Raw genomic sequence first — 16,865 nt, forward strand, 5'->3', positions numbered from 1 at the left:
TGAACATGAAGATCGCTTTCGTAGGGAAGGGTGGCAGCGGCAAGACCACGCTGTCCTCGTTGTTCGTTCGTCATCTCGTCGCCTCGGGCGCCCCGGTGACCGCCGTGGACGCCGACATCAACCAGCACCTCGGGGTCGCGCTGGGCCTCGCCGAGGAGGATGCCGCCGCGCTCCCGCCGCTCGGCGCCCGGCTGCCGCTGCTCAAGGACTACCTGCGTGGCGACAATCCGCGGATCTCCTCGGCGGACGCGATGATCAAGACCACGCCGCCGGGCGCCGGCTCGCGCCTGGTGCGGCTTTCAGAAGACAATCCGATCTTCGACGCGTGCGCGCGTCCGGTTCCGCTGGACGGTGGCGCCGCGCGGCTGCTGGTCACCGGCCCCTTCACGGAGGCCGACCTCGGGGTGGCGTGCTACCACTCGAAGACCGGCGCCGTGGAGTTGCTGCTGAATCACCTGGTCGACGGGCGGGACGAGTTCGTCGTGGTCGACATGACGGCCGGCAGCGACTCCTTCGCCTCCGGCCTGTTCACCCGTTTCGACATGACCTTCCTGGTCGCCGAGCCGACCAGGAAGGGCGTATCGGTCTACCGCCAGTACCGCGAGTACGCGGAGGACTTCGGCGTCGCCCTGCGGGTGGTGGGGAACAAGGTGCAGGGGCCGGAGGACGTGGCGTTCCTGCGCGACCGGGTGGGCGACGACCTGCTGGTGACGCTCGGCCAGTCGGACTGGGTGCGGGCGCTGGAGCGCGGCGCCCAGCGGCCGTTCGAGGAGCTGGAGCAGCCGGTGCGGCGGGCGCTGGACACGGTGCGCCAGGCCGCCGTGGCGACGTACCCGCTGCGCGACTGGGAGCGGTACACCCGGCAGATGGTGCACTTCCACCTGAAGAACGCCACGAGCTGGGGGAACGAGCGGACCGGCGAGGACCTGGCGGCCCAGGTGGACCCCGGCTTCGTGCTCCGCGAGCCGGCCACCCGGGCCGCCGAGGCGAGCCCGCAGCCGGCTTAGGGCGCCGGGGGAGCGAGGGGCGCGGCCCACTGGCCGGTCGCGCCCTGGGCGGGGGCCGGCTCCGGGGCCGGCGCTCCCGCCGTCCCCGAACCGTCCGCCGCGCCACCGGCCTCGGGCGTGGCGGGCGCACCCTCGCGCAGGAAGGTGTCCCAGCCGCCGGGGGGCGGCTCGCCGACGCCCAGGGTGCGCAGCCGTTCCAACACCTCGGGGTCCTGGGCGTCCAGCCAGTCCACCAGCTGCCGGAACGACACGCACTGCACGTCCTCGCGCGGGCACAGCTCCTTGATCACGGACTCGACGGCGTCCATGTAGATCCCGCCGTTCCACGCGTTGAAGTGGTTTCCGACGACCAGCGGTGCGCGGTTGCCGTGGTAGGCGCGGTCGAAGGCAGCCAGCAGCCCGTCGCGCATCTGGGCTTCCCAGTAGGGGTACATCGCGGGGTCGCCGTTGGCGGTGCCCGACTGGTTGACCATGAAGTTGTAGTCCATGGAGAGCGTCTCGAACTCCCGGCCCGGCATGGGCACCGACTGCAGCGGGATGTCCCAGACGCCGTGCCGCTTGCCGGGCCAGACCTGGAGGCCGTTGCCGCTGGAGTCGTAGCGCAGGCCCATGTCCGCGGCGGCGGCGAGCAGGTTGTCCTGGCCCTCCAGGCAGGGCGCGCGCCCGCCGACCAACTCCTGGTCGTAGTCGAACGGGAGCGGCGGCAGGTCGGCGAAGCCGGTGGTGGTCTTCCAGTTCTCGACGATCCAGGTGGCCTGTTCCGTCTCCGACTTCCAGTCCTCGGGGGACCAGCTGGCCACGCCGGTCGGCCCGCAGAAGTGGCCGTTGAAGTGGGTTCCGATCTCGTTGCCCTCCAGCCAGGCCAGGCGCAGCTGTTCCAGGGTGTCCGCGATGTGCTCGTCGCTGAGGTAGCCGATGTCGGAGGAGCCGGGGGGATGTCCCGGCGGCTGGTACCGCGCGCGTTCGTCCTCGGGGAGCAGGTAGACGCCGGAGAGGAAGTAGGTCATGTCCGCGTCGTACTCGCGGCCGAGCTCCCGGAACCGGGCGAAGAGTTCGGAGCCGTCCTCGCCCGCCCCGTCCCAGGAGAAGACGACGAACTGCGGCGGTTCCTCGCCGGGCGCGAGCTGGCTCGCCTCGGGGTGCTCCTGGCCCGGTTGGGCGCCGGTGTAGGCCGTCGACCCGTCGCCGATCAGCCGCGGCAGCGCCTGTTCGGGGGCCTCCTGGGGTTCCGCGCCCACGGGGGGTTCGGGCGCGGGGACGTCCGAGGCGCCGGGGCCGGCACAGGAGGTGCTGACCAGGCCCAGCGCGGTCAGGGCGGCGAACGCCCCCCATCCCGCCACGGACCGTCTGCGTGCGACCGCCATCGGTCCTCCTTCTCTCTCGCTCGTCGGGGTATCCGGACAAAACTCCGATATGAGAAGCAAAGAGAGAAGTAAGACAAGCTGTTTAAATGATTAATTCACTCAATCGGTGGACTTCTGTTGGTTAGAGGGACTTGGGTCTAGAGCTGGGCTTTACGTGGCATTACTCTTCATTTACCGGCACTTGAGAGTAGTCATAGCGTTACGTACAGTGATCATCGCGCAGTGATCTCCGCAGGGACCTTCCTGTCTGGGCCCTCCCCCCACGACTCCCCACGACTCCAAGGACGGAGCCGACCATGTCTCGCCGCGCCGACCTGTCCGCTTCCATCACGGTCTTCCTCATCGCCCTCCCCCTGTCCCTGGGCATCGCCCTGGCCACCGGCGCCCCGCTCCAGGCGGGACTCGTGGCCGCCGCGGTCGGCGGGCTCGTCGCCGGCTCGCTGGGCGGCGCGCCGCTGCTGGTCAGCGGTCCCGCCGCCGGCCTCACCGTGGTCACGGCCGAGCTGATCCACCAGTACGGATGGCGCACGACGTGCGCCATCACGGCCCTGGCCGGCCTCGCACAACTGGCGCTCAGCGTGCTCCGGGTGGCGCGGTCCGCGCTCGCCGTCAGCCCGGCCATCGTGCACGGCATGCTGGCCGGCATCGGGGCGACCATCGCGCTCGCCCAGGCCCACATCGTGCTCGGCGGCAGCGCGGAGAGCTCGGCGCTGGACAATCTCGCGCGGTTGCCCGAGCGACTGGCCGATATCCACCCGGGCGGCCTGGCCGTCGCCGGCCTGACCATCGCGGTGCTGCTGCTCTGGCCCCGGCTGCCCGGGTGGATACCGGCCGGCGCCGTCGTACGCCGGACGGCGCCCGCCGCGCTCGTCGCCGTGGCACTGGCCACCGCCCTCGCCACGGCGCTCGGCTCGTTCGCCGGCGTGCGCCTGCCCGGCGTGGACCTGCCGTCCTGGTCCAGCCACGCGCTGCCCGACCTGCCGGACGGACCGGTGCTGGGGCTGCTCGCCGCCGTCCTCACCATCACGCTGGTGGCCAGCGTCGAGTCGCTGCTCTCCGCCGTCGCCGTGGACAAGCTGGCCACGCTGCGGCAGCGGGCCGGCGGCCCTCGGGTGCCGCGCGCGGATCTCGACCGGGAGCTGCGCGGCCAGGGCGCGGCCAACGTGGTCTCCGGACTGCTCGGCGGCCTGCCGATCACCGGCGTCGCGGTGCGCAGCTCGGCGAACGTGGCGGCCGGCGCCGTCACCCGCGGCTCCACCCTGCTGCACGGCCTGTGGGTGCTGCTCGCCGCCGGTCTGCTGGTCGGTCTGCTGGAGCTGATCCCGTTGGCCGCGCTCGCCGCCCTGGTGATGGTCGTCGGCATCCAGATGGTCAGCCTGACGCATATCCGCACCGTCACCCGTCACCGCGAGGTGCTGGTGTACGCGGCCACGGCGCTGGGCACCGCGCTGCTCGGCGTGTTGGAGGGGGTGGCGATCGGCATCGCCGTGGCCGTCGCCGTCGCGATGCACCGGCTCGGCCACACCCGGATCCGACACGCACGGCTCCCCGACGGCACGCACCAGGTCAGGGTCGAGGGACAGCTGACCTTCCTGGCGGTGCCCCGGCTGAGCCGGGCGCTGACCGAGGTGCCCGAGGGCGCGCCTGCGGTGGTCGAGCTGCACGGCACCTTCACCGACCACGCCGCCTTCGAGACGCTGCACGACTGGCGCGCGGCGCACTCGGCACACGGGGCGCCGGTGGAGATCACCGACCGGACGGGCCGCGGGGCCGCCTCCCCTGCCCCGTGGGCCTGGGAGGCGGCGGGCGAGCCGGACACCGCGCACCGCTGCCGCCCCTGGCAGCCGTGGCGCGACCACCACTGCACCGCGCCGGTCTCCGCCGCCCTCGCACCGCCGGCGTCCGGCACCGCGACGGACGTTCCGCCGCAGGGCGGCGCCCCCGACACCCGTCACGACCAGCTGCTCGGCGGCGTGCGGAACTTCCAGCGGACCACCGCGCCGCTGGTGCGCGGTGAGCTGGCGCGGCTGGCGGAGGAGGGGCAGCGTCCCGGGCAGCTGTTCCTGGCCTGCGCCGACTCCCGGCTGGTGACCAGCATGATCACCTCGAGCGGTCCTGGCGACCTCTTCACCGTGCGGAACATCGGGAACCTCGTACCGCTGCCGGGCACCGAGAGCGCCGACGACTCGGTGGCCGCCGCCATCGAGTACGCGGTGGACGTGCTGCGGGTGACGACCATCACCGTGTGCGGGCATTCCGGGTGCGGCGCCATGCAGGCCCTGCACGCCGCCTCGGCGCCCGCCGACCCCGCGGGAGCCGCCACCCCGGGCACCCGGAGCGCCGTCGTCGGCGGCCCGCTGGAGCGGTGGTTGCGGCACGCCCGGTCCAGCGCCGCGCGGCTCGTCGCCCTCGGCGACGCGGTGCCGCTGCTGGACGGGCGCCCGGTCACCGACCCGCTGGAGGCGCTGGCGCTGACCAACGTGGTGCAGCAGCTCGACCACCTGGCCCGGCACGAGTGCGTCGCCCAGCGGCTGGCGGACGGTTCGCTGGAGCTGCGCGGCATGTACTTCCACGTCGGTCAGGCCCAGGCGTACGTGCTGGGCCGGGGCGACGGGCCGGCGCCGGAGTTCCGCGCGGTGCTGCCGGAGGACCTGCCGGGCGGGGCACCCGCCCACCTGCCGCACGAGCCGGGCGTGCTGGCGGGCTCCCCTCAGGCCTGAGAGTTCGCGAGGCACCTCTGTCCGCCGTTCGGCGCACCGTCCGGCCGTCCGGCGCGGTGGCACCGCCGTTCGGCGGTAGAGGTCTACACCAGGGGCGCCGTTGCCCTTGTCAAAGGATCGCCAGGCTGATGGGCTGTGCTGTGGGAGCAGCTGACACCACCGCACCGCAGGGGAGATGTCGTGAGCAACGAGAGCCTGGCCAACCTCATGACGGAGGAGCGGAGGTTCGCGCCCCCCGCAGAGGTGGCCGCCGACGCCAATGTCACCGCGGCGGCGTACGAGGCCGCCGCGGCGGACCGGCTGGGCTTCTGGGCGGAGCAGGCGCGCCGGCTCAGTTGGGAGACGGAGCCGACCCAGACGCTGGACTGGTCGAATCCGCCCTTCGCCAAGTGGTTCGCCGACGGCCGGCTGAACGTCGCGTACAACTGCGTGGACCGGCACGTCGAGGCCGGGCACGGTGACCGGGTCGCGATCCACTTCGAGGGCGAGCCGGGCGACTCCCGCACGCTGACGTACGCCGAGCTGCAGCGCGAGGTGTCCCGCGCGGCGCACGCGCTGACCGAGCTCGGCGTGGGGACCGGCGACCGGGTCGCCATCTACATGCCGATGCTTCCCGAGACCGTGGTCGCGATGCTGGCCTGTGCCCGGATCGGCGCCCCGCACTCGGTGGTGTTCGGCGCCTTCTCCGCCGACGCGCTGGCCACCCGCATCGAGGACGCCGACGCCCGCGTCGTCATCACCGCCGACGGCGGATACCGGCGCGGCGCCCCGTCCGCGCTGAAGCCCGCGGTGGACGAGGCGCTGACCCGCCCCGGCGCCGCGCGGGTGCGCACCGTGCTGGTGGTGCGGCGCACCGGGCAGGACATCCCGTGGACGGACGGGCGCGACCTCTGGTGGCACGAGGCGACGGAGCGCCAGCCCGATGAGCACACGCCCGAGGCGTTCGACGCCGAGCACCCGCTGTTCATCCTCTACACCTCGGGCACCACCGGGAAGCCCAAGGGCATCCTGCACACCTCCGGTGGCTACCTCACCCAGGTCGCGTACACCCACCACGCCGTCTTCGACCTCAAGCCCGAGTCGGACGTCTACTGGTGCACCGCGGACGTCGGCTGGGTGACCGGCCACTCGTACATCGTGTACGGGCCGCTGGCCAACGGCGCGACCGAGGTGCTCTACGAGGGCACGCCCAACACCCCGCACAACGGCCGGTGGTGGGAGATCGTGCAGAAGTACGGCGTCACCCTCCTCTACACCGCGCCGACCGCCATCCGCACCTGCATGAAGTGGGGCGACGACATCCCCGCCTCGTTCGACCTCTCCAGCCTGCGCATCCTCGGCTCGGTCGGCGAGCCGATCAACCCGGAGGCGTGGATCTGGTACCGCAAGCACATCGGCGGCGACCGGACGCCCGTGGTGGACACCTGGTGGCAGACCGAGACCGGCGGCGCCATGATCAGCCCGCTGCCCGGCGTCACCGACGCCAAGCCGGGCTCCGCCCAGGTGCCGCTGCCGGGCATCAGCGCCACGGTGGTGGACGACGACGGCAACGAGGTGCCCGACGGCTCCGGCGGGTACCTGGTGCTGACCGAGCCGTGGCCGTCCATGCTCCGCACCATCTGGGGCGACGACCAGCGCTTCCTCGACACGTACTGGTCGCGCTTCCCCGGCAGGTACTTCGCGGGTGACGGCGCGAAGAAGGACGCGGACGGCGACATCTGGCTGCTCGGCCGGGTCGACGACGTGATGCTCGTCTCCGGGCACAACATCTCGACCACCGAGGTGGAGTCGGCGCTGGTCTCGCACCCCAAGATCGCCGAGGCCGCCGTCGTGGGCGCCACCGACCCGCAGACCACGCAGGCCATCTGCGCCTTCGTCATCCTGCGCGGCGGCTCGGAAGAGGAGGAGGGCCTGGTGGAGGAGCTGCGCGCGCACGTCTCCAAGGAGCTGGGCCCGATCGCCAAGCCGAAGCGGATCCTGGCCGTCGACGAGCTGCCCAAGACCCGTTCCGGAAAGATCATGCGCCGGCTGCTGCGGGACGTCGCGGAGAACCGTGAACTGGGCGACGTGACGACGTTGACGGACTCCTCGGTGATGGATCTCATCCAGACGAAGCTTCCGACCGCGGCCAGTGAGGAGTGATCGGATCGGGACGCGTCCCCGGTAGAGCCGGGACGCGTCCCCGATAAAATCTGCCTCGTCACTCCCCAGAGCGATGGTGCGGTGTCAACGACTGACGCGCCGCCAGCGTCCCACTACTGTCACGTGCACCAGGGGGCAACGGCTCTCACGGGAGAGGGAAGAGGGAGAACGCGATGAGCGCAGCCGACGAGGGGCGCAGTCTCGGAGAGCTGGTCGCATCGGCCACCACCGATCTGTCGGCGCTGGTGCACGACGAGATCGCGCTGGCCAAGGCCGAGATCCGGCAGGACGTGAAACGCGCCGTGTTCGGCAGCCTCGCCGGCAGCATCGCGGGCGTGCTCGTGCTGTTCGCGGTGCCGCTGTTCAGCTTCGGCCTGGCGTTCTGGCTGCGGAACTGGTGGGACATCCCGCTCGCCGTCGCCTGCGTCATCGTCGGGGGCCTGTACGTGGTGCTCGCCGCGCTGCTCGGGCTGATGGCGAAGGTGTGGTTCGGTCACATCTCGCCGCCGGCCCGCAGCATGCAGTCCGCGCGGGAGTCGGCAGGCGTGCTGTCCAACGTCCGGCCCCGGCCGCGCAACGGCGACGGCTCCGTGGCCGTGGCCGCGGGACCCGACGGAGCGGCGCCCGCGGACCGGGCCCCGGCCGCCAAGGCGGGCCCGCGGGCATGACCGCCGGCGACCATTCCGGCGCGCGGTCCTCGGTCATCCTTCGGGAGGGCCCGTGGACCCACCGCGACGTGGCGGCGAACGGCGCCAGGTTCCACATCGCGGAGCTCGGTGACGGGCCGCTGGTGTTGCTGCTGCACGGCTTCCCGCAGTTCTGGTGGACCTGGCGGCACCAGCTGACCGCGCTGGCCGACGCCGGATACCGCGCCGTCGCCATGGACCTGCGCGGTGTCGGCGGCTCCGACCGGACGCCCCGCGGCTACGACCCGGCCAACCTCGCGCTCGACGTGACGGGCGTGATCCGTTCGCTGGGCGAGCCCGACGCCGCGCTCGTCGGCCACGACCTGGGCGGGTATCTCGCGTGGACCGCCGCGGTGATGCGGCCCAAGCTGGTCCGCCGGCTGGCCGTCGCCTCGATGCCGCACCCGCGCAACTGGCGCTCCTCGCTGCTGAGCGACCCGCACCAGGCCGCGGCGAGCGCCCACATCTGGGGCTTCCAACGCCCGTGGCTGCCCGAGCGGCAGCTGGTGGCGAACGACGCCGCCGCCGTCGGCCGGCTGCTGCGGGCCTGGTCGGGGCCGCGGCAGCCGGAGCCGGCGGACGTGGAGGTCTACCGCAGGGCGATGGCCATCCCCTCCACCGCGCACTGCTCCATCGAGCCCTACCGCTGGATGATCCGCTCGATCGCCCGGCCGGACGGCGTGCAGTTCAACAGGCGGATGAAGCGCCCGGTGCTGGTGCCCACGCTGCACCTGCACGGCTCGCTCGATCCGGTGATGCGCACCCGCAGCTCCGCCGGGTCCGGCGAGTACGTCGAGGCGCCCTACCGCTGGCGGCTGTTCGACGGCCTCGGGCACTTCCCGCACGAGGAGGACCCGGTCGCGTTCAGCGGCGAGCTCATCGACTGGCTCCGCGATCCCGAGCCAGACCGCTAGCGGCCCGGTCTCATTACGGGCCGCGCCCCGGCCTCGCCTCGAACTCGCCGCGGAGGCGGGCCGACTCCGCCGCTGGTGGCGCCACTGGTCCAGACCAGAACGCCGCCGACGCACCCCGGGGATACACAGGGCGTGCCATGTCATGTGCCTGCCGCATAGGCCAACCGACTTCCCAGCTGGGTGGTTACTGACCTTGGACCAGGGGCAGGGACGAGATATGGGCTGGACGCACGACTACCGTGACGTGGCACGTGATCGAAGCGGCAATGGCGCCGCCGCCCGGGGACAGCGCGCGATGCGGCGCATGCAGGCAGGCCCCGGGCCGGATCCGCACATCGGGTTCCCCGATATCCTCCGCCGCCGAGCGCGATGGGTAGGCGTCCGCCTCCGACACCCACGCAGCTGACGGCGCGACTCCTCGTCGCCCGACCGGCGCTTCCGGCGCCGGACTCACATCGCGCACGCCTGGCTGTCCACCGGTCGGTCGGCGGCGCGTCCCCGCTCGGCGGTCTCCCGCACCTCGTCCGCGGTCAGCGCGTATCCGGTGCTGCCGTCGTCGAGTGACTTGGCGAAGATCACCCCGTACACCTCGCCGTCCGGCGTGAGCAGCGGGCCGCCCGAGTTCCCCGGGCGCACCGTCGCGTACAGGGAGTAGACGTCGCGGCTCACCGTGCCCCGGCGGTAGATGTCGGGTCCGTTGGCGTCGAAACGGTCGCGCACCCGCGCGGGGCGTACGTCGTACGGGCCGCTCTCCGGAAAACCGGCGAGGACCGCGTCGTCCCCGCTGTCCGCGTCGCCCGAGGCGAACTCCAGGGCCGGCGCGTCCAGGTCGGGCACGTCGAGCACGGCGACGTCGCGCTCCCAGTCGTAGAGCACCACCTGCGCCGGGTAGACCCGCCCCTCGCCGCCGATCTGGACCGTGGGCTCCTCGACGCCGCCGACCACGTGCGCGTTGGTCATCACCCGGTCCTCGGCGTAGACGAAACCGGTGCCCTCCAGCACCTTTCCGCAGTCCGGCGCGGTGCCCACGACCCGGACGACGGACTCCCGCGCCGCGGCGACGGCGGCGTCGTCCGTCAGCGACGGGTCGGGCGGCGGCACCTCGGTGATCGACTCGCCGGCGAACGGCGAGAAGACCTGCGGGAAGCCCTGCTGCGTGAGGATCGAGCTGAAGTCGGTGAACCACGTGTTGGCCCGCTCCGGCACCACCTGGGAGACACCGAGCAGCACCCGGGAACCGCGCACCTCACGGCCGATGGTGGGCAGCGTCGTGGTGGCCAGCGCCGAGCCGATCAGCCAGGCGACCAGCAGCATCGCCAGCACGTTGACCAGCGCGCCCCCGGTGGCGTCCAGGGCCTGGGCCGGGGACCAGGTGATGCGCTCGCGCAGCCGGTTGCCCAGATGGGTGGTGAGCGCCTGCCCCACCGAGGCGCAGAGGATCACCACGAGCACCGCCGCGACGGCGCCCGCGGTGCCCGGCGCGCTGCCGGCGCCGACCTCGTTCCACACCAGCGGCAGCAGGTACACCGCACCCAGCCCGCCGCCCACGAAGCCGACCACCGAGAGCATGCCGACGACGAAGCCCTGCCGGTAGCCCACGACCGCGAACCACACGGCGGCGAACAACAGCAGGACGTCGAGCGCGTTCATGCCCGTCACGCCCTAAGACTCTCACGCCCTGCGGCCGGGCACTCACGCGTGGTGGTCGAGCGGGACCTCCCGGCCGGTGTCCCAGGGACGCTCCCAGCCCGCGTAGTGCAGGATCCGGTCGATCACCCCGGCGGTGAAGCCCCAGACCAGCGTGTCGGCCACCAGGAAGCACGGGCCGCGGAACCCGCTGGGGTGCACGGCCGTGCCGCGCCGCTCCTGGTCGGCGAGCTCGGCGATCGGCACGGTGAAGACCCGGGCGGTCTCCGCCGGATCCACCGGCCCCACCGGGGTCCGGTCGCGCCACCAGGCCAGCACCGGCGTCACCACGAACCCGCTGACCGGGATGTACAACCGGGGCAGGGTGGCGAAGATCCGCACGCCGGCCGGGTCGAGCCCGGTCTCCTCCTGGGCCTCCCGCAGCGCGGCGCGCAGCGCGCCCTCGCCGAGCGGGTCGCCGTCCTCCGGGTCGATCGCCCCACCAGGAAACGACGACTGTCCCGCGTGCTCGCGCAGCGATGTCGCCCGCTGGAGCAGCAGCAGCTCGGGGCCCTGCGCGCCCTCGCCGAACAGCACGAGCACCGCGGACGGCCTGCCCCCGTCCGGCGGCGGCAGGAAACGGCTCAGCTGCCGGGGACTGACCGTGCTGGCCGCGCGGGCCACCGGCCGCAGCCACTCGGGCAGCGCCGCCTCGGCGACGAGCCCCGGCGACCGTGGCCCGCCCGACCCCGTCCCGCCCGACCCCGACCCCGTCCCGCCGGCCGGGCCGAGAGGGTCGAGCGGCGAGAGCGGCGCGAGCGGATCCAGCGGGGCGACCGCGGCGGCGGGATCGAGCGGGTCGAGTGACTCCATCCGATTCCGCCGATCCGTGTCGCGGCGGGGTCCGGTCATGCCGCTCCCAGCGGCGGAGCCGGCTTGCCCGGATAGTCCGCGGGCGGCTTCAACCGCTGTCCGGGCTGTCCGGCCAGCTCGTACTTCAGCAGTTGCTTCGCCTTCTCCGGGTCGGTCTCCCCCTCGCCGAAGGACGGGCAGAGGCTCGCCACCGGACAGGCCCCGCACGCCGGCCTGCGGCTGTGGCAGACGCGGCGCCCGTGGAAGATCACGTGGTGCGAGAGCATCGTCCAGTCCTTCTTCGGGAAGATCTCGCCGACCTCCGCCTCGATGCGCTCCGGCTCCGTCCGCTCCGTCCACCGCCAGCGTCGCGCCAGCCGTTGGAAGTGCGTGTCCACCGTGATGCCGGGCTGACCGAACGCGTTCCCCAGGACCACGTGGGCCGTCTTGCGCCCCACGCCCGGCAGCGAGACCAGGTCCTCGAGCCGGCCCGGCACCTCCCCGCCGAACCGGTCCCGCAACGCCGTGGACATGCCGAGCAGGGACTTCGCCTTGTTCCTGAAGAAGCCGGTGGGGCGGATCAGCTCCTCCAGCGTCGCCGGGTCGGCCGCCGCCATGTCCTCGGGCGTCGGGTAGCTCGCGAAGAGTCTGGGTGTCGTCTGGTTCACCCGGAGGTCGGTGGTCTGGGCCGAGAGGATGGTCGCGACCAGCAGCTGGAACGGATCCTCGAAGTCGAGCTCCGGATGGGCGTAGTAGTACACCTCGCCCAGGACGCGGTCTATCTTCCGGGCACGGCGGACCATGGCGAGACGGCTCTCCGGCCGCGCTCGCCGCGCGCCCGTCGCGCTCGCCCCTTTGGCCGCCCCGGCTGCCCCACGCACCGGCCGTTCGCTCTCAGCGGAATCCTGGCTTGCCTTCACCCGCCCGGCCCTCACTTCCTCACGCTCCCGGGCCCTACCTCATGCGCCCGTGCGACGGTTGACCACTCGGCCAGCCTAGACGGCACCACGGACAATCGCCCTGCACACGGCGCGATCGGCCCCGGAACCACCCCCGGTCGTGGGCAGGGGTGTCCCAGTACGCCAAACTTGTGACTGATAGCACTGCTGAGCCGTCCGGCATCATGTGGGCGTATCTTGCGGACCTCCGCAGGGAAGCATGGCAAGCAGCACCGCAACGATCCGGCCGACAGGGAGAGAGAATCCGTGGACGACGTTCTGCGACGCGCCCCGCTCTTCGCGGCGCTCGACGACGAGCAGGCCGCGGAGCTGCGCGCCTCCATGGCCGAGGTGACGCTGGCCCGCGGCGACACCCTCTTCCACGAGGGCGACCCCGGCGACCGGCTGTACGTCGTCACCGAGGGCAAGGTCAAGCTCCAGCGCACCTCCCCCGACGGCCGCGAGAACATGCTGGCCGTCCTCGGCGCGGGCGAGCTGATCGGGGAGCTGTCCCTGTTCGACCCGGGCCCGCGCACCGCCACCGCCATCGCCGTCACCGAGGTCCGGTTGCTCGGGCTGGGACACCCCGACCTCCAGCCCTGGCTGAAGATGCGCCCGGAGGTCGGTGCCGCCCTGCTGCGCGCCGTCGCCCGCCGCCTGCGCCACACCAACGACCGCATGTCCGAGCTGGTCTTCTCCGACGTCCCCGGCCGGGTCGCCAAGGCGCTCCTCGACCTCTCGCGCCGCTTCGGCGTGCAGTCGGACGAGGGCATCCACGTCGTGCACGACCTCACCCAGGAGGAGCTGGCCCAGCTGGTCGGCGCCTCGCGGGAGACGGTCAACAAGGCGCTGGCCGACTTCGCCGCCCGTGGCTGGCTCCGGCTGGAGGCGCGCGCCGTCATCCTGCTGGACATCGAACGCCTGGCCCGCCGTTCCCGTTAGCCGCCGCCGGTCGGTCGCCGTGCCGGCGCGGTCACAGCAGACCGTGCTCCCGCAGGTACTCGAGCTGTGCCCGCACCGACAGCTCGGCGGCCGGCCACACCGCGCGGTCCACGTCCGCGTAGACGTGCGCGACGATCTCGGCCGGCGTCCGGTGCCCGGCCTCCACCGCCGTCTCCACCTGGGCCAGCCGGTTGGCCCGGTGCACCAGGTAGTAGTCGATGGCCCCCTGGGCGTCCTGGAGCACCGGGCCGTGCCCGGGCAGCACGGTGCGCACCCCGTCCCCCTCGGTCAGCGTCCGCAGCCGGCGCAACGAGTCGAGGTAGTCGCCGAGTCGCCCGTCCGGGTGGGCGACCACGGTGGTGCCGCGCCCCAGCACGGTGTCGCCGGTGAGCACCGCGCCGTCCGCCGGCAGCAGGAACGACAGCGAGTCCGCCGTGTGCCCGGGGGTCTCCACGGCGCGCAGCTCCAGGCCGCCGACGTCCAGCCCTTCCCCGAGTTCGAGTCCCTCCTCGCCCAGCCGTAGCCGCGGGTCCAGCGCCCGCACCGGGCTGCCGGTCAGCTCGGCGAACCGGGCCGCCCCCGCCGCGTGGTCGTCGTGGTGATGCGTCAGCAGCGTCAACGCGACCCGCCGCCCGGCCCGTGCCACCGCGTCCGCCACCCGCCGCAGATGCCCCTCGTGGTCGGGGCCCGGATCGACCACGACCGCCACCTCGGCGCCCGGCTCGGCGAGGATCCAGGTGTTGGTGCCGTCCAGCGTCATCGGGGAGGGGTTGGGCGCGAGCACGCACTGGGCCCTGGTGGTCGCGGGCCCCTCCGGCGTGCCGATCCCGGGCCGCCCGGGCAACGCGGACACCTCGCTCGCCTCGCTCATGGCCGGATGCTACGCGCTCGGGCGGCGCCGCGGACATGGTGCGTCGAGGTCCGCGGATCGACTCTCCCGCGCGCTCCCCGGGAGGAGAAGGGAGGGGACAAGAAGGGTGAACAAGGAGGAAGCGGGAATCCGTCGTGCTGCGACATCGTTTTGCCGCCCCTGGGACGTCTGACTAGTGACCGGGGGGCCGCGACGAGAGGAGCCGCACGTGCCGCACACGGCAGGGAAGCCCGCGAACCGGGGGAGGACCGCATCGGCGCTCTCGGTCATCAGACCGTTCCAGCGCGTCTCGACAGGTCAGGGTCACGCCATGGCGTTGCTCCCCCTCGGGCGCCAGAACTACGTGCTGGCGCCCGAGGACTGCTTCGCCGGAGCGCTGCGCGACGCCCTTCGGTACCGCGGGGACCGGCTGGCGCCGGACAGCATCAGCGTCAACGTCTTCGACGCGCTCGACGACCGGTCCGGGCCGGCACCGGGCGTGCTGTTAGGCGGCGCCTGGCGGACGGCCAGTGGCGCGGCACCGTCGCGGATCATCGTGCGCACCGCCGGCCGGGAGCATGCGGCGGCCATGCTCCGGCTGCCGGGCCGGCCCGCCTGGGGCACGTACTGCCTCGCGCTCGACGAGGGCTCCCTCGGGAGCATGACCATCACGGCGTACGACCGCGCCGGCTCCGTCCTCGCCTCGGTGGAGCTGGGGCTCGAACGAGAGGCGGAGGAGGCAGGCGTGCCGGCGATCCCGCGGTCCTGACGTGACCCTGCCCGACGCCGGCTGGCGTTCCGGGGGTCCGATGATGGACGCGGTCGACTCGGCCGAGGCCGCGGACGACGACTTCCGCGCCTTCGTGGGGGCGCGCTGGCGCCGGATGCTGCGCACCGCCTACCTGCTGACCGGCAGCCCGCACGACGCCGAGGACCTGGTGCAGACCGCCCTGGCCCGGACCTACAGCAGATGGGGCCGGGTGCGGCGGGCCGACGATCCCGACGCGTACGTGTGGCGCGTCATGATCAATCTCAACGTGGACCGGCTGCGGCGGCGTTCGGTCCGTGAGTGGCTCACCGACCGGTTGCCCGAACGGCTCGCGGTGGACCGCAGCGACCAGGTCGCCACGCGCGGCGCGCTGCTCGACGCGCTCGGCCGGCTGCCGGCCCGGCAGCGCGCCGTGGTCGTGCTGCGGTACGTGGAGGACCGCAGCGAGACCGAGGTGGCCGCGATGCTCGGCATCGGCGTCGGGACGGTGCGCGGCTACTCGTCCCGCGGCCTCGCGAGGCTGCGCGACGACGGGGCGCTGCAGGATCTGAGGTCGACCTGAGGTCGGAGAGAGGGGACATCGGGTGACCGATCCGCGTGACCCGCGCGCGGACGACCGGATCTCCGTCGTCCACTCCGATCCGTCCTATCCGGTCGACTGACCCGGCGGCCCGCCGTCGCCCAGGAAGCCCCCCAGCGCGGCGGCGAGCACCTCGGGGGCCTCCTCCGCCATGTGGTGCCCGGAGTCGATGCCGTGGCCGCGGACGTCGTCGGCCCAGTCGCGCCAGATCGCCAACGGGTCGCCGTGGAGCTCCTCCAGGTCGTCGCGGAGCGACCACAGGACCAGCGCCGGGCAGCGCACCCGGACGCCGGCCGCCCGGTCCGCCTCCTCGTCCCGCCGGTCGACCGTCAGGCCGGCCCGGTAGTCCTCCAGCATCGCCCGCACCACGTCGGGGTCGCGGGTGGCGGCGCGCCACTCGGCGTGGTTCTCCCGTCCCATGCGGTCGGGATCGCCCCGGTACCAGGCGTCGGGGTCGGCGTTGATGACCCGTTCGGGCGTGTCCGGCTGGGCGAAGAAGAACCAGTGCCACCACCGCGTCGCGAACTCCGGGGTGATGCGCGTCAGATGCTCGCTGATCGGCACGCAGTCGAGCAGCGCGACCCGGGAGACCGTCGCCTGGTGGTCCAGCGCCAGCCGCAACGCCACGTACGACCCGCGGTCGTGCCCGGCCACCGCGAACCGCTCGTGCCCCAGCGCCCGGGCCACGGCGACCACGTCGCCCGCCATGGCGCGCTTGGCGTATCCGGCGTGGTCCGCGGTGTGCGCCGGGCCCCGCGACCGACCGTAGCCCCGCAGATCGGGGCAGATGACGCGGAACCCGCGCCGCACCAGCAGCGGCGCGACCCGGTGCCAGGTCGCCGACGTCCGCGGATGCCCGTGCAACAGCACCACCGGCGGCCCGTCCCCGCCGCCGTGCCTGACGAAGATCGACGCGTTCTCCAACCGCACGGTCTCGGCCTGGAATTCCTCGAACATCAGTCCATTATCGGCCCTTGGTCGCCCGCGCGCCGGTCGGTGACGTGCCGTCGGGTACGACGGACTCATGCGACTCCCCGAGGCCGAGGCCCGCCGCCGGTTCGCCCGGGCGCGGGTGCTCCGGCTCGCCACCGTCTCCGCCGACGGCCAGCCGCACCTGGTGCCCGCCACGTTCGCCGCCCCGGCCGACGACACGCTGGTCATCGCGGTCGACCAGAAGCCCAAACGGCACCACGACCTGAAGCGGCTGCGGAACATCGCGGCGAACGACCGGGTGTCCGCCCTGGTGGACGCCTATGACGAGGACTGGACCCGACTCTGGTGGGCGCGCGCGGACGGCCGCGCCGCGATCCTCCGCGGGGACGACCGCGCCGCACCGCTCACCGCGCTCGCCGCCAGATACCCCCAGTACCGCGCCGACCGCCCCACAGGCCCGGTCATCGCCATCACCGTCCACCGCTGGACGGCCTGGGCCCATGCCGAGCCTGGCCGCTAAGCAACGCTTAGGCATACGGGTC

General features: G+C 73.1%; 16 protein-coding genes. 10 read left to right on the forward strand and 6 right to left on the reverse strand.

All coding sequences use genetic code 11. From position 1 onward, the window contains the following. Positions 1 to 5: 5 nt before the first annotated feature. Positions 6 to 1,007, forward strand: coding sequence for an ATP-binding protein (locus ABGB06_RS18645; protein WP_347590735.1), 1,002 nt, complete (start codon positions 6 to 8; stop codon positions 1,005 to 1,007). On the opposite strand, the gene ABGB06_RS18650 is transcribed toward ABGB06_RS18645, so the two are convergent. Continuing rightward, entirely contained in the window at positions 1,004 to 2,371 is a 1,368-nt protein-coding gene (locus tag ABGB06_RS18650) for a hypothetical protein (protein ID WP_347590737.1), read from the reverse strand. The two genes, ABGB06_RS18645 and ABGB06_RS18650, sit on opposite strands and share 4 nt — an antisense overlap. A 296-nt stretch (positions 2,372 to 2,667) precedes the next feature. Here ABGB06_RS18650 and ABGB06_RS18655 point away from each other — a divergent pair, with 296 nt between their 5' ends. The 5 genes from ABGB06_RS18655 to ABGB06_RS18675 all read left to right on the forward strand — a co-directional run bounded on the left by ABGB06_RS18655 (position 2,668) and on the right by ABGB06_RS18675 (position 9,239). Further along, positions 2,668 to 5,091: a SulP family inorganic anion transporter gene (locus tag ABGB06_RS18655; RefSeq protein WP_347590739.1), complete on the forward strand. Its 2,424-nt coding sequence runs from the start codon at positions 2,668 to 2,670 to the stop codon at positions 5,089 to 5,091. A gap of 180 nt (positions 5,092 to 5,271) precedes the next feature. Next, on the forward strand, positions 5,272 to 7,233 hold the full coding sequence (gene acs, locus ABGB06_RS18660) for an acetate--CoA ligase (RefSeq protein WP_347590741.1): 1,962 nt from the start codon (positions 5,272 to 5,274) through the stop codon (positions 7,231 to 7,233). Between the two features lie 173 nt (positions 7,234 to 7,406). Then, on the forward strand, positions 7,407 to 7,901 hold the full coding sequence (locus ABGB06_RS18665; protein ID WP_347590743.1) for a phage holin family protein: 495 nt from the start codon (positions 7,407 to 7,409) through the stop codon (positions 7,899 to 7,901). After that, a complete protein-coding gene (locus tag ABGB06_RS18670) occupies positions 7,898 to 8,833 on the forward strand; it encodes an alpha/beta hydrolase (RefSeq protein WP_347590745.1) in 936 nt (311 codons plus the stop codon). The genes ABGB06_RS18665 and ABGB06_RS18670 overlap by 4 nt, the downstream gene beginning before the upstream one ends. A 217-nt stretch (positions 8,834 to 9,050) precedes the next feature. Further along, the gene (locus ABGB06_RS18675) at positions 9,051 to 9,239 is read left to right on the forward strand and encodes a hypothetical protein (protein ID WP_347590747.1); all 189 of its coding nucleotides are present in this window, start codon (positions 9,051 to 9,053) and stop codon (positions 9,237 to 9,239) included. A gap of 44 nt (positions 9,240 to 9,283) precedes the next feature. Here ABGB06_RS18675 and ABGB06_RS18680 read toward each other — a convergent pair whose 3' ends face one another. From ABGB06_RS18680 to nth, 3 genes are read right to left on the reverse strand one after another with little or no spacing between them, the layout of a single operon-like run. Then, positions 9,284 to 10,483 (reverse strand): MarP family serine protease, encoded by a 1,200-nt coding sequence (locus ABGB06_RS18680; protein WP_347591070.1) that lies wholly within the window; start codon positions 10,481 to 10,483, stop codon positions 9,284 to 9,286. A 42-nt stretch (positions 10,484 to 10,525) separates the two neighbouring features. Further along, a complete protein-coding gene (locus ABGB06_RS18685; RefSeq protein WP_347590749.1) occupies positions 10,526 to 11,332 on the reverse strand; it encodes a CoA pyrophosphatase in 807 nt (268 codons plus the stop codon). Between the two features lie 35 nt (positions 11,333 to 11,367). Beyond that, a complete protein-coding gene (nth, locus tag ABGB06_RS18690) occupies positions 11,368 to 12,192 on the reverse strand; it encodes an endonuclease III (RefSeq protein WP_347590751.1) in 825 nt (274 codons plus the stop codon). Between the two features lie 324 nt (positions 12,193 to 12,516). Between nth and ABGB06_RS18695 the strand changes: the two genes are divergently transcribed. Continuing rightward, positions 12,517 to 13,191, forward strand: coding sequence for a Crp/Fnr family transcriptional regulator (locus ABGB06_RS18695; RefSeq protein ID WP_347590753.1), 675 nt, complete (start codon positions 12,517 to 12,519; stop codon positions 13,189 to 13,191). A gap of 31 nt (positions 13,192 to 13,222) precedes the next feature. On the opposite strand, the gene ABGB06_RS18700 is transcribed toward ABGB06_RS18695, so the two are convergent. After that, entirely contained in the window at positions 13,223 to 14,062 is an 840-nt protein-coding gene (locus ABGB06_RS18700; protein ID WP_347590755.1) for an MBL fold metallo-hydrolase, read from the reverse strand. Between the two features lie 310 nt (positions 14,063 to 14,372). Between ABGB06_RS18700 and ABGB06_RS18705 the strand changes: the two genes are divergently transcribed. After that, positions 14,373 to 14,810, forward strand: a complete 438-nt coding sequence (locus ABGB06_RS18705; RefSeq protein WP_347590757.1) for a hypothetical protein — start codon at positions 14,373 to 14,375, stop codon at positions 14,808 to 14,810. 1 nt (position 14,811) lies between these two features. After that, entirely contained in the window at positions 14,812 to 15,372 is a 561-nt protein-coding gene (locus ABGB06_RS18710; protein WP_347590759.1) for a SigE family RNA polymerase sigma factor, read from the forward strand. 84 nt (positions 15,373 to 15,456) lie between these two features. Here ABGB06_RS18710 and ABGB06_RS18715 read toward each other — a convergent pair whose 3' ends face one another. After that, positions 15,457 to 16,347: an alpha/beta hydrolase gene (locus ABGB06_RS18715; RefSeq protein WP_347590761.1), complete on the reverse strand. Its 891-nt coding sequence runs from the start codon at positions 16,345 to 16,347 to the stop codon at positions 15,457 to 15,459. Between the two features lie 67 nt (positions 16,348 to 16,414). On the opposite strand from ABGB06_RS18715, the gene ABGB06_RS18720 reads away from it, so the two are divergent. Then, positions 16,415 to 16,843, forward strand: a complete 429-nt coding sequence (locus ABGB06_RS18720) for a TIGR03668 family PPOX class F420-dependent oxidoreductase (protein ID WP_347590763.1) — start codon at positions 16,415 to 16,417, stop codon at positions 16,841 to 16,843. Positions 16,844 to 16,865 lie beyond the last annotated feature (22 nt).

It is taken from the genome of Streptomyces sp. B6B3, from assembly GCF_039871525.1.
Taxonomy (GTDB): Bacteria; Actinomycetota; Actinomycetes; order Streptomycetales; family Streptomycetaceae; genus Streptomyces.

Coding starts and splice junctions, on each gene's coding strand:
- ABGB06_RS18645 (WP_347590735.1), top strand. CDS start 6: ATGAAGATCGCTTTCGTAGGGAAGGGTGGCAGCGGCAAGACCACGCTG.
- ABGB06_RS18650 (WP_347590737.1), bottom strand. CDS start 2,371: ATGGCGGTCGCACGCAGACGGTCCGTGGCGGGATGGGGGGCGTTCGCC.
- ABGB06_RS18655 (WP_347590739.1), top strand. CDS start 2,668: ATGTCTCGCCGCGCCGACCTGTCCGCTTCCATCACGGTCTTCCTCATC.
- ABGB06_RS18665 (WP_347590743.1), top strand. CDS start 7,407: ATGAGCGCAGCCGACGAGGGGCGCAGTCTCGGAGAGCTGGTCGCATCG.
- ABGB06_RS18670 (WP_347590745.1), top strand. CDS start 7,898: ATGACCGCCGGCGACCATTCCGGCGCGCGGTCCTCGGTCATCCTTCGG.
- ABGB06_RS18675 (WP_347590747.1), top strand. CDS start 9,051: ATGGGCTGGACGCACGACTACCGTGACGTGGCACGTGATCGAAGCGGC.
- ABGB06_RS18680 (WP_347591070.1), bottom strand. CDS start 10,483: ATGAACGCGCTCGACGTCCTGCTGTTGTTCGCCGCCGTGTGGTTCGCG.
- ABGB06_RS18685 (WP_347590749.1), bottom strand. CDS start 11,332: ATGGAGTCACTCGACCCGCTCGATCCCGCCGCCGCGGTCGCCCCGCTG.
- ABGB06_RS18700 (WP_347590755.1), bottom strand. CDS start 14,062: ATGAGCGAGGCGAGCGAGGTGTCCGCGTTGCCCGGGCGGCCCGGGATC.
- ABGB06_RS18705 (WP_347590757.1), top strand. CDS start 14,373: ATGGCGTTGCTCCCCCTCGGGCGCCAGAACTACGTGCTGGCGCCCGAG.
- ABGB06_RS18715 (WP_347590761.1), bottom strand. CDS start 16,347: ATGTTCGAGGAATTCCAGGCCGAGACCGTGCGGTTGGAGAACGCGTCG.
- ABGB06_RS18720 (WP_347590763.1), top strand. CDS start 16,415: ATGCGACTCCCCGAGGCCGAGGCCCGCCGCCGGTTCGCCCGGGCGCGG.